This is a genomic window from Actinoplanes sp. NPDC048791, from assembly GCF_040650095.1.
Lineage (GTDB): Bacteria > Actinomycetota > Actinomycetes > Mycobacteriales > Micromonosporaceae > Actinoplanes.
The window spans coordinates 9186-20246 of record NZ_JBEZGQ010000037.1 but is presented as its reverse complement, the minus strand read 5'-3'; the positions used below and the strand labels follow the sequence as shown (position 1 = coordinate 20246).

General features: G+C 69.4%; 11 protein-coding genes. 9 read left to right on the top strand and 2 right to left on the bottom strand.

What is annotated here, in order from left to right; all coding sequences use genetic code 11:
• The 6 genes from AB0C29_RS05400 to AB0C29_RS05375 form a co-directional block, all read left to right on the top strand.
• On the top strand, positions 1–564 hold a 564-nt coding region (locus AB0C29_RS05400; protein ID WP_360815492.1), incomplete at its 5' end, for a DeoR family transcriptional regulator.
• A gap of 196 nt (positions 565–760) precedes the next feature.
• Entirely contained in the window at positions 761–1840 is a 1080-nt protein-coding gene (locus AB0C29_RS05395; RefSeq protein WP_360815489.1) for an ABC transporter substrate-binding protein, read from the top strand.
• A gap of 75 nt (positions 1841–1915) precedes the next feature.
• A complete protein-coding gene (locus AB0C29_RS05390; RefSeq protein WP_360815486.1) occupies positions 1916–3448 on the top strand; it encodes a sugar ABC transporter ATP-binding protein in 1533 nt (510 codons plus the stop codon).
• Positions 3441–4400, top strand: coding sequence for an ABC transporter permease (locus AB0C29_RS05385; RefSeq protein WP_360815483.1), 960 nt, complete (start codon positions 3441–3443; stop codon positions 4398–4400). Before AB0C29_RS05390 ends, AB0C29_RS05385 begins: the two co-directional genes overlap by 8 nt.
• Complete coding sequence (locus AB0C29_RS05380) at positions 4397–5398, top strand: ABC transporter permease (protein WP_360815479.1); 1002 nt, start codon at positions 4397–4399, stop codon at positions 5396–5398. The genes AB0C29_RS05385 and AB0C29_RS05380 overlap by 4 nt, the downstream gene beginning before the upstream one ends.
• 56 nt (positions 5399–5454) lie before the next feature.
• The gene (locus AB0C29_RS05375; RefSeq protein ID WP_360815476.1) at positions 5455–6438 is read left to right on the top strand and encodes a Gfo/Idh/MocA family oxidoreductase; all 984 of its coding nucleotides are present in this window, start codon (positions 5455–5457) and stop codon (positions 6436–6438) included.
• A gap of 24 nt (positions 6439–6462) precedes the next feature.
• Here the strand turns inward: AB0C29_RS05375 and AB0C29_RS05370 are convergent, their stop codons facing one another.
• The gene (locus AB0C29_RS05370; protein WP_360815474.1) at positions 6463–6900 is read right to left on the bottom strand and encodes a hypothetical protein; all 438 of its coding nucleotides are present in this window, start codon (positions 6898–6900) and stop codon (positions 6463–6465) included.
• Positions 6901–6968: 68 nt separating this feature from the next.
• The gene (locus AB0C29_RS05365; protein ID WP_360815472.1) at positions 6969–7763 is read right to left on the bottom strand and encodes a MerR family transcriptional regulator; all 795 of its coding nucleotides are present in this window, start codon (positions 7761–7763) and stop codon (positions 6969–6971) included.
• 78 nt (positions 7764–7841) lie between these two features.
• On the opposite strand from AB0C29_RS05365, the gene AB0C29_RS05360 reads away from it, so the two are divergent.
• The 3 genes from AB0C29_RS05360 (at position 7842) to AB0C29_RS05350 (ending at position 10386) form a co-directional block, all read left to right on the top strand.
• Positions 7842–8204 carry a nuclear transport factor 2 family protein gene (locus AB0C29_RS05360; RefSeq protein ID WP_360815469.1) on the top strand — a complete coding sequence of 121 codons (363 nt, stop codon included), beginning with the start codon at positions 7842–7844 and terminating at the stop codon, positions 8202–8204.
• A 16-nt stretch (positions 8205–8220) separates the two neighbouring features.
• Complete coding sequence (locus AB0C29_RS05355; protein WP_360815466.1) at positions 8221–9009, top strand: SDR family oxidoreductase; 789 nt, start codon at positions 8221–8223, stop codon at positions 9007–9009.
• A 135-nt stretch (positions 9010–9144) separates the two neighbouring features.
• The gene (locus AB0C29_RS05350) at positions 9145–10386 is read left to right on the top strand and encodes a ricin-type beta-trefoil lectin domain protein (RefSeq protein WP_360815463.1); all 1242 of its coding nucleotides are present in this window, start codon (positions 9145–9147) and stop codon (positions 10384–10386) included.
• Positions 10387–11061: the final 675 nt, after the last annotated feature.

Sequence of the window (11061 nt, the reverse complement as noted above, 5' to 3'; positions counted from 1 at the left end):
CCGGACGGCACGTCACCCGATCCGGTACGCGCTGAACGGGAGGCCATCGCGGCGCATGCCGCCGGCCTCGTCGTGCCGGGCAGCGCCGTGCTGCTCGGGCCGGGTCGCACCACCACCGCCCTGGCCCGGCGGCTGACCGGGATCAGCCAGCTCACCGTGGTGACCAACTCGATCCCGGTGACCCAGGAGCTGATCGGCTCACCGCAGATCGACGTCGTGCTCGTCGGCGGCGCGCTGCGCCGTTCGATCGGTGCGATGGTCGGCCCGATCACCGAGCAGGTGCTGCAGGGCCTGCGGGGCGCCCAGGTGTTCCTCTCCGGTGAGGGCGTCACCACCGAGCGCGGCCTGACCACACCCAACGTCTTCGCGGCCGCGACCGACCAGGCGCTGATGGCCGCCGGCAAGCAGGTCGTCGTGCTCGCGGACCACACGAAGCTCGGCCACGACACGATGTGCCAGACGGTGCCGAGCGACCGGATCGACGTGCTGGTCACCGACGACGCGGCGGACCCCGGGGTGGTACGCCGGCTGCGCGCGGAAGGCATCGACGTGCAGATGGCGTAACGGCGCCACACCGGCGCCTCTCGTCACTCTCGATCATCGCTGGTCATTTCGACTCGGCTATTGACAGCAGTTGCCACAACGTGGCTACGATCTGACCAAGTTCGAGTCAAAGCCTTTCAACTTCTGGCACCTGCGCACCTGTCCTCGCCGTGCAGGGCCCTGGTCCGTCATGCCCCCATGTGAAGGGACGCCAGCGATGCCTCGCCCCAGACAGCTCATCCGTGGTGCCGCAGCCGGCGCCACGCTGGCCGCGCTCGTGCTCGCCGCCGGCTGCACCAAGGCCGCCGACAGCGGTGACACTCCCAGCGCGAACGGTTCGGCGGCACAACAGGTCCAGGCCACCTCCGGAGCCACCGGATGCACGCCGGAGCGCTACAACGGCGGTGTCCCGAAACTCGACCTGAAGACCGTCACCGTAGGTTTCGCCCAGTCGGAGAAGGAAGCCAACCCGTTCCGGATCACCGAGACCCAGTCCATCAAGGACGAGGCGGCCAAGCGCGGCATCAAGCTCATCACCACCAATGCGCAGTCCGACCTCAACAAGGAGATCGCCGACATCCAGGGCATGATCGCCCAGGGCGCCAAGGCGCTGATCATCTCGCCGCTCAACTCCGAAGGCCTGGATCCCGCGCTCAAGGCGGCCCAGGACGCCAAGGTGCCGGTGATGACCATCGACCGGCTGCTCACCACGAAGACAGCCTGCCAGGACTACCTGGGCTGGATCGGCTCGGACTTCGTGGTGCAGGGTCAGCGCGCCGCGGATGCCCTGATCAAGGCGACCGGCGACCAGGGAGAGGTCGCGATTCTGCTCGGCGCGTCGGGGGTCAACGTGACGGTCGACCGCACCAAGGGCTTCAAAGACCAGCTGGCCGCCAAGAACTCCAAGCTGAAGGTCGTCGCGGAGCAGACCGGCGACTTCACCCGGGAGAAGGGGCAGAAGGTCACGGAGCAGCTCGTCTCGGCCAATCCCGGGATCAGCGCCATCTACGCCGAGAACGACGAGATGGCGCTCGGCGCGGTGGCGGCGCTCAAGGGCGCGGACAAGAAGCCGGGCGACATCAAGATCATCACCATCGACGGTACGAAGGGCGCCGTTCAGGGCATCCTCGACGGCTGGATCGCCGGTGTCATCGAGTCGAACCCGCGCTTCGGTCCGCTCGCCTTCCAGGCCCTTGAGGACTTCTACAGCGGTAAGGGCGTCGTCGAGAAGACCATCATCTCCGACAAGGAGTACACCGGGGACAACGCCGGGTCCGAGCTCGCCAACGCCTACTGACGCCCAATCCTGAGCACCGGGGCAGGGCGAGCGGCCCTCCCCCGGTGACCTCCCCGTGGAGAGTGAGCGGCCCCGATGACCACATCCGCCATCGACGTGCGCTCGGTGAGCAAGCACTTCGCCGGCGTTCGCGCCCTGAGCGGCGTCTCCCTCGAACTGCACCCCGGCGAGGTGCACGCGCTGGTGGGCGAGAACGGCGCGGGCAAGTCCACCCTGATCAAGCTCATCACCGGGGTGTACCGGCCGGACGACGGCGAGGTGCGCTATCTCGGCGAGCCGGCCACGTTCGCGCACCCCCGCGACGCCCAGGCCGCCGGCATCAGCACCATCTACCAGGAGGTCAACCTGGTGCCCATGCGCAGTGTCGCCGGCAACCTGTATCTGGGCCGGGAACCCACCAACCGGCTCGGCCTCATCGACTTCCGCCGCATGCACCGCGACGCCCGGGACATCCTGGCGGGCTACGGGATCGCCGTCGACGTACGGCGCAAGCTCGGCGAACTCGGCCTCGGTGTGCAGCAGATGATCGCCGTCGCCCGGGCGCTGTCCACCGACGCCCGGGTGGTCATCATGGACGAGCCGACCTCCTCGCTGGAGCCCCGCGAGGTGGATCTCCTGCTCGACGTGGTCGGGCTGCTGCGCAGCCGGCAGGCCGCGGTGCTCTACGTGACGCACAAGCTCGACGAGGTCTTCCGGATCTGCGACCGGGTGACCGTGCTGCGCGACGGACGCCTGGTGCATACCGGGCCGGTCGCCGGAACCACCAGGCTGCGGCTGGTGGCCACGATGCTGGGCCGCGACGTCGACCAGATCCGCCGGCACGGCGCGACGACCTTCGACGACCACCAGCGCGAGATCACCGGTACGCCGGTGTTACGGGCCGAGGGGCTCACGCGCCGGCCGCTGCTCGACGGCGTCAGCGTCGAGGTGCACGCCGGTGAGGTCGTGGGGCTGGCCGGGCTGCTCGGCTCCGGCCGCACCGAGACCGCCAAGGCCATCTTCGGGGTCGTCGGGCTGGACGCCGGAACCGTCAGCGTCGACGGCGACTCCGCCCGGCGCTGGAACCCGGCCGCCGCGATCCGCAGCGGCATCGGGATGGTGCCCGAGGACCGCAAGTCCGAGGGGATCGTCGGGGAACTCAGTGTTCGCGACAACATCGTGCTGGCCGCGCTGCCGAGGCTCACCATCGCGGGGTTCGTCTCCCGGCGCCGGCAGGACGAGATCGTGGACACGTTCATCAAGCGGCTCCGGATCAAGACGTCGAGCCCGGATCAGCGGGTCAGCGACCTGTCCGGCGGCAACCAGCAGAAGGTCCTGCTCGCCCGGATGCTGTGCCTGCACCCCAAGGTGCTCATTCTCGACGAGCCGACCCGCGGTATCGACGTCGGCGCCAAGGCCGAGATCCAGTCGCTGATCAGCGAACTCGCCGCGCTCGGCCTGGGCGTCCTGCTGATCTCCTCCGAACTCGAGGAGGTCGTCGAGGGCGCCGGCCGGGTGCTCGTGCTGCGCGACGGGGCCGTCGTCGACATGTTGCGCGGCGACGACGTCAACGAGGACCGCATCATGCACGCGATCGCCCAGGCGTCCGAGGGAGGTGCCGATGTCTGACACCGTCACCGCCCGGCCCACCCGTCCGGACATCCGGACCTTGCTCCAGGCCGGCGGGGTGTATCTCGCTATCGCCCTGCTGCTGCTCTTCAACCTCGCCTTCACGCCGAACTTCGCCACCCTGGCCAACCTACGGCTGCAGCTGGTGCAGGTCGTGCCGGTCATGATCGTCGCGATCGGCATGGCCCTGGTCATCGCCACCGAGGGCATCGATCTCTCGGTCGGCTCGACCATGGCGATCAGCGCCGCACTGCTGCCGCTGTACCTGGGCTACGGCACCTGGCCGGCCATCGCGATCGCCGTGCTGGCCGGCGCCGCCGTCGGATGCGTCAACGGTTCGCTCGTCGCGTTCGCCCGCATGCAGCCCATCATCGCCACCCTCGGCACGCTGGTCGCCTGCCGCGGGATCGCCCTGGTGCTCGCCGACGGCCGGCTGACCGAGATCTTCGACCCGGTCCTCGGCGCGCTGGGCAGCGACTCGGTCCTCGGCATCCCGATCAGCGTGCTCCTGGTGCTGGTGGTGACCGGCGCGGCGGCAGTCGCGGTGCACCGGGCCGCGTTCGGGCGGCAGCTGCTGGCCGTCGGCGGCAACCGTGCCGCGGCCACCCTGGCCGGCCTGCCGGTCAAGCGCACCCTGGTCATCGTCTACGTCATCAGCGGGGTGCTGGCCGCCGCCGCCGGAGTGCTCAGCACCGCGCGGCAAGGCGCCAGCGATCCCTCGTTCGTCGGGTTGCTCATCGAGCTCAGCGCGATCACCGCCGTGGTCGTCGGCGGCACCCCCTTGTCCGGCGGCCGGGTACGCATCCTGGGCACGCTGATGGGAGCCCTGTTGATGCAACTGATCACCGCCACCGTGATCCAGCAGGACCTGCCGGACTCGACGGCCCGCATGCTGCAGGCGGGAATCATCGTCGCGGCCGTGTACGTCCAGCGCGGACGGAGCCGGGCATGACCGCCGTCGAGGACAGCGCAGCCACCCGAGCCGAGCCCAGGACCGTCGCCCGCCTGCTGTGGTGGCGTCCCGACCGGGCCGGTACGCCGATCGTGCTCGCGCTGGTACTCGTCGCCGGTTCGCTGATCTTCGGTGACAGCTTCGCCAGCGGCCGGAACCTCGGCAACATCGCCCTGGACAGCTCATACCTGCTGCTCATCGCGACCGGCATGACGTTCGTCATCCTCAGCGGCGGGATCGACCTCTCGGTCGGGTCGCTGCTCGCGCTCAGCGGGGTGCTCACCGCGTACGGCTCCCGCTGGGGCACCCCCGCCGCGGTGCTGCTGCCCCTCGCTGTGTGCGGCGCCATCGGACTGGTCAACGGGCTGCTGATCGGCCGGGCCCGGATCGCGCCGTTCATCGTCACGCTCGCCACCCTGCTCTTCGCCCGCGGCCTGGCGTTCGCCGTCGCGGACGAGGGCAACAAGGTGTACATCATCCCGGCCGACCTGACCCTCACCCAGCTCGGCCAGGCCCGGTGGCTCGGCCTCAGCGCGCCGGTCTGGTTCGCGCTGGCGGCCTTCGCCGCCGGGGTCGTGGTCCTCAACCGGACCCGGTTCGGCCAGGCCACGTTCGCCATCGGCGACAGCCAGGAGGCGGCCGAGCTGATGGGCCTGCCGGTGGCCCGGGTCCGGGTGCTGGTCTACGTACTGAGTGCGTTGCTCACCGGCCTCGCCGGGGTACTGGTGGCCGCGCAGACCCAGTCCGGCCTGCCGACCATCGGCGAGGGCCGCGAGCTGGAGGCGATCGCCGCCGTGGTGATCGGTGGCACCCTGCTGACCGGTGGGGCCGGCTCGCTCAGCGGAACCCTCGCCGGGGTGCTGCTGCTCAAGGTCATCCAGAACCTGATCAACCAGGTCGGCACCCTCACCACGTACTACCAACAGGTCGTCAGCGGCACGTTCCTCGTCGTCGTGGTCCTGATCCAGTCTCGCCTCACCCGCCGGAGGAAGCGATGAACGTCGCGGCACGATACGCACCGGGGGTCGTCCGGCCCCCGAGGTCCCCGGAACCGGTGCCGGTGCGGGTCGCCGTCGTCGGCACCGGCGACTGGTGGGGCCGGCAGCACGCGGAGCTGTTCGCCGGCCGGGCCGACACGTCCCTGGTCGCGGTCGTCGGCCGGGATCCGGCCCGGACCGCGGCCCGGGCCACCGAGTTCGGCACCGTCGGCTACGTCGACCTCGACGAGATGCTGGACCGCGCCCGGCCCGATCTGGTCACGGTCTGCCTGCCGAACGAGCGGCACTACGAGCCGACGCTGCGCCTGATCCGGGCCGGAGTGCCGCTGCTGCTGGAGAAGCCGCTCGTGTTCGCGTTGCCCGAGGCCGACACCTTGATCGCCGAAGCGGCCCGGCGAGACCTGTTCGTCGGGATCAACTTCAATCACCGGTACGCCAAACCCGTGCGCCTGGCGGCCGAAGCGATCGACCGCGGAGACCTCGGCCGGCTGGCCTTCGCGACCTGGCGCTTCGGTGGCGAGCCCGGCACCAGCAGCCACCCGCACGCGAACCTCATCGAGACCCAGTGCCACGGCCTGGATCTGCTGGAACACCTCTGCGGCCCGATCGAGTCGGTCATGGCGCAACTGGCCGACCCGAGCGGGCACGGCTGGTCGACGCTCGTCGTGGCGGTGCGGTTCGGCAACGGCGCGGTCGGCAGCCTGGTCGGCTCGTACGACTCGTCCTACGCCTACCAGGACACCCACCGGGTCGAGCTCAACGGCACCGCGGGAAGGATCCTCATCGACGACACCGTGCGCCGTTACAGCTTCCAGCGCGCCGCGGACGAGACCGCCCACGTCTGGCAGGCCGGATACTTCAACGACACCGACCGCAGCTTCCACGCCACCTTCGACCGGCACGTCGACGAGCTGCTCGCCGCGCTGCGGGCCGGCGGCCCTCCTCCCGTACCCGTCAGCGCCGGTCGGCGGGCGCTGCTGCTCGCCGAAGCCGTCATCAGGTCGTACGAGACCGGAACCCGGGTCGCGACCGTGGAATGACCGGTGGCAATTGCCCGGAACCGCTCAGGCGTACGTCTTCTCGTAGGAGCTGCAGAAGACCTCCCTGTTCGTGCTCGACTCGTAGGTGCACGCCCTGATCCAGAGACTGGAACCCTCGAGGAAATTCTTGTTGCATCGCCCTCCGGTGTCCTTCCCATGGGTCTGGATGCAGTAGCCCTCCCGGTAGAGCGAGCCGTCCCGATAGTTGAGCCAGTGCAGGGCGACCGAGTGTCCGTCGGACTGGTTGTCCGCCGCGTAGAGGATGTCTCCGGCCGCCGCAAAGCAGCCCGTGCCGGGATTGAGATCGTGGTCCTCGACATACACGCAGGCAGTGGGGTTGGTGATGGAGCCCGTCGCGGGGGCGTAGTCACGCTCGATAGCCGGCGCCGCGGAGGCCGGGGTCGTGGTGGCCAGCACCATGGCAAAGCCGATACCGACGGCTGACAGGGCTCTGCGAATCATCGCTGCACGCTCCACACTAGAGGGAGCCACAGTATGCAAGACGGGCGCCACCGCTGAGCCGGCTCAACTCAGGTCACTCGGAACACCGGCCACCCGATCTCGGTGCGCCACGCGGACGGATCGCTTACGTCCTGAGGTCCGACGAGGTAGACCTCCCGCACCGGCCCCGCCACCGACATCGCGTTCTTCACGACCCAGGTACCGAGCTGGCCGTAGGTGACCTCGACGCCATCGTGCTCGCCGACGTGGGTGGCCACTGCCAGTTCCGCGGCGGGCAGGGTCGCGGCGTGCACCCGCCCAGTACGAGGTGGGGCGTCCGTCGGCAGGTAGACCAACACGTGACCACGGCCCTGCTCGAACAGGGAGTTGTCGTAGGTGCCACCGGGTGGACCGGTCACCGCGTCGCCGACGGCCACCTTCAACTCGGCCATTGCGCCCGCGAACCAGGCTTCGACCTCGCCCTCGTCGACGACGGCCGCCACCGCCGCGACCGTGCGGGCGGGCTCGGCGCGGAGCTCCACGTCGATCGGCGCGGGGTCGGGCCGGAGCAGGCGGCGCAGCGACGCGACCGCGGCCCGGGTGCGGTCGAGTTCGGCCTCCAGGCGTTGGAGGTGGTCGGCGATCAGGGTCGCGCGGACACCGGGGTCCGGGGACCGCAGGATCCGCTGCACGTCGCTCAGGGGGACGTCGAGTTCGCGGAGCCGGTTGATGACCTGGGCGGTCGGGATCTGCTCGACGGCGTAGTAGCGGTAGCCGGAGGTCTCGTCCACCACGGCGGGTTCCAGCAGGTCGCCCTCGTGGTACCGGCGCAGGGTCCGCACGCTCAGGTGGGTCAGGCGCGAGAACTCCCCGATCGTCAGCACCCCCGCAGTATGAAGGCTCTCCCAGGGAGAGAGTCCAGCGTTTGACCTTCCTGCGCCGCGAGGCCCCACGGTGGGCTCATGACACACCCCAACGACCTCCGGTCCGATTCGCTCCCGACCACCGTCCGCGGTTTCCTCGCCGCTCACGTCGTCCGCGACGCCGACACAGCATCGTCTTTCTTCGCCGAGGATGCGGTGGCTGTCGACCAGGGCGAATCCTTCCGCGGCCGAGAGCAGATTCACGCGTTCCTGCGGGACGCCGGCTCGGAGTTCGAGTACACGACCGAGCAGATCGGTGCTGCCCGCGTTGACGACGACCACTGGGTGGTGACCCTGCGGCTCGAGGGGACCTTCCCGGGCGGCGTCGCCGAGCTCGACTACCGGTTCACGATCCGTGAGGGCGTCATCACCGAACTCGTCATCGCCAACCACGAATCCTGACGTCGGAGGAGAGAGCATGCCTACTTCAGATCGTGATCGTCTCGATGGGCGCCGTGCGCTGGTCACGGGCGGATCGAAGGGCTCGGGCAAGGCCGTCGTCGAAAGACTGCGGGAGATGGGCGCCGACGTCTACGTGACGGCCCGGACGATGCCCGAGGGGTACGAGCACCCCGACCGGTTCATCGCGGCCGACACCTCGACGGTCGAGGGCGCGAGCGCGGTGGCCGACCGGATCACCGAGACCGGCGGCGCACTGGACATCCTGGTGCACGTCGTCGGAGGTGCCTCGACGCCGTCCGGTGGGTTCGCGGTCATCACCGACGAGCAGTGGATGATCGAGCTGAACTTGAACCTCCTCGGAGCGGTGCGGCTCGATCGAGCTCTCCTCCCGGCGATGATCGAGTCCGGGTCGGCGGTCGTGCTGCACTTCACCTCGATCCAGCGTGAACTTCCTCAGTACGACGCGTCCCTGGCCTACGCGGCAGCGAAAGCCGCGCTGCGCACCTACAGCAAGGGGCTGGCCAACGAGCTCGCCCCGCGCGGCGTCCGCGTCAACGCGATCAGCCCCGGCGGGATCGAGACGGAGGCCTACGAGAGGTTCGTGGACCGGATCGCCGAGGGCAACGGGATCAGCCGCGAACAAGCCAAGCAGAGCATCTACGACTCCCTCGGAGGCGTACCCCTGGGACGGTTCGCCAACACTGAGGAGATCGCCGACCTGGTCGGGTTCCTGGTCTCGGACCGCGCCTCGGCCATCGTGGGCGCCGAGTACGTGATCGATGGCGGAACAGTTCCGACCGTCTGAGTTCTGCCTGACGCCGGAACTTCAACACATCAACTACCTGCTGGAACAGTTCCGGAACCGGTTTCGCTTGACTGATGCCAATCAATCTAACAAGACTGTTAACATATTTAACCTCTCCCCCGGAGGGCATCCCCCATGCGAAAGTCCAGGTTCCTCATCGCCGCGGCAGCCGTCGTGGTGACACTCAGCGGTGGCCTCGCCGTCGCATCACGCGGCGACACAGCCGAAGCAGCCGTGGTCTGGAACGAAGAGTTCAACGGCGGCGCCGGCACCGGCGTCGACTCGTCGAAGTGGAACTTCGACACCGGCGGCAGCGGCTTCGGCAACCAGGAGCTGCAGTACTACACCAGCGGCACCAACAACGTCGCCATGGACGGGCAGGGCCACCTGGTCATCACGGCGCGTAAGGGCAGTGGCGGCCACAACGACTGCTGGAACGGCACCTGCCAGTTCACCTCCGGCCGCATCCAGACCGCCGGCAAGTTCACCCAGCAGTACGGCCACATCGAGGCCCGTATCCAGGTCCCGAACGGCTCCGGCCTCTGGCCCGCCTTCTGGATGCTCGGCGGCGGCAACTGGCCGGCCGACGGCGAGATCGACATCATGGAGGTCGTCGGCCGGGACCCCAACCGGCTGTTCGGCACGCTGCACGGCCCCGGCTACTCCGGCGGCAGCTCGTACGGCAACACCCTCGTCGCCGGCTCGCCGTGGTACCAGGCCTTCCACAACTACGCCGTCGACTGGTCGGCGAACCTGATCGTCTGGACCGTGGACGGCCAGGAGTACTTCCGCGCCACCCCGGCCTCGCTGTCGGCCGCCAAGGGCAACGTGAGCTGGGTCTTCAACCACCCGTTCTTCATCATCCTCAACCTGGCGGTCGGCGGTAACTTCGGTCAGGGCAACCCCGCCGGGCTGCCCGCCGAGAGCCGGATGCTGATCGACTACGTACACGTCAGCACGTCGAACACCGGGCCGACCACGCCGCCGCCCAGCGGTGGCACCGCGCTCAAGTCCAGCCTCAGCGGCCGCTGCATCGACATCCCGAGCGCCAACCCGGTGGACGCCGCCCGGCTGCAGACCTACGACTGCAACGGCACCGCCGCGCAGCAGTGGTCGTTCAACAGCGACGGCAGCGTCCGCGCGCTGGGTAAGTGCATGGACGCCGCGGCCGCCGGCACCACCAACGGTACGGCGATCCAGCTCTACACCTGCAACGGCACGAACGCGCAGAAGTTCACCCTCTCGGCAGCCGGCGACCTGGTCAACCCGGCCGCCAACCGCTGCGTGGACATCGTGAACCGGGGCACCGCCAACGGCTCGCAGCTCCACCTCTGGGACTGCTCCGGCGCCAGCAGCCAGAAATGGACCCGGGCCTGAGTCATCGGTAAGCGCCAGAATGGTCAGCAGGCTCCCGCCTGCTGACCTTTCCGGTCCATCGGCTCAAGCCGTGCCCTGGGCGCAGATCCCGCATCCGCGAGACCGGTACGGCGCAATGAGACCCGCACCGTCAAAGCCGTCACCCCGCACACGCCCGGTCGTATCGCGTCGTCCTCGCCGGGGGCCGAGAGCCGGCCGCAGCGCGCGGAGCAAGCCGCCCGGCCCGGAGACGACCATGGTCAGAGGGCCTGGCGTAACCGCACGGATTGAAGGCGGCGACGAGACCGCCGGCCAGCGCGACCGTGCTGTCGTCCAGCTCCCGCCCGGGGACATCGGGCAATTCCTTGAACGCCGCTCCGCCAACTCACCCGCGGCGAATCGGTCCCGGAAATCCATCGACGTCGGTTGATAGCCGGGCAGATCGGTGCCATTCTGTCCGGGAGCGCTCCCACGCCCGCGCCGAAGAACGGAGAACATTCCGTGACTCCACCCGATCCCATCACTCCGGCGCCGCTGCGGCCCAGGACATCACCTGACGGTCCGTGCGGAGGCCCGCGATCCGCCGCTTCGCGGCGGCGGGGCCCGGGTCCCCGCGTCGTGGGCCGCGCCGGCCGGGCGGCAGTGAAAGGTAACTAGACTACATGGGCCGGCAAGCCGGCGGGGGAGCCCGCCCCG

What these genes read in the sequence shown, in the direction of transcription:
- AB0C29_RS05395 (WP_360815489.1), top strand. Translation starts at nt 761, where the DNA reads ATGCCTCGCCCCAGACAGCTCATCCGTGGTGCCGCAGCCGGCGCCACG.
- AB0C29_RS05360 (WP_360815469.1), top strand. Translation starts at nt 7,842, where the DNA reads ATGACACACCCCAACGACCTCCGGTCCGATTCGCTCCCGACCACCGTC.
- AB0C29_RS05380 (WP_360815479.1), top strand. Translation starts at nt 4,397, where the DNA reads ATGACCGCCGTCGAGGACAGCGCAGCCACCCGAGCCGAGCCCAGGACC.
- AB0C29_RS05350 (WP_360815463.1), top strand. Translation starts at nt 9,145, where the DNA reads ATGCGAAAGTCCAGGTTCCTCATCGCCGCGGCAGCCGTCGTGGTGACA.
- AB0C29_RS05370 (WP_360815474.1), bottom strand. Translation starts at nt 6,900, where the DNA reads ATGATTCGCAGAGCCCTGTCAGCCGTCGGTATCGGCTTTGCCATGGTG.
- AB0C29_RS05355 (WP_360815466.1), top strand. Translation starts at nt 8,221, where the DNA reads ATGCCTACTTCAGATCGTGATCGTCTCGATGGGCGCCGTGCGCTGGTC.
- AB0C29_RS05390 (WP_360815486.1), top strand. Translation starts at nt 1,916, where the DNA reads ATGACCACATCCGCCATCGACGTGCGCTCGGTGAGCAAGCACTTCGCC.
- AB0C29_RS05385 (WP_360815483.1), top strand. Translation starts at nt 3,441, where the DNA reads ATGTCTGACACCGTCACCGCCCGGCCCACCCGTCCGGACATCCGGACC.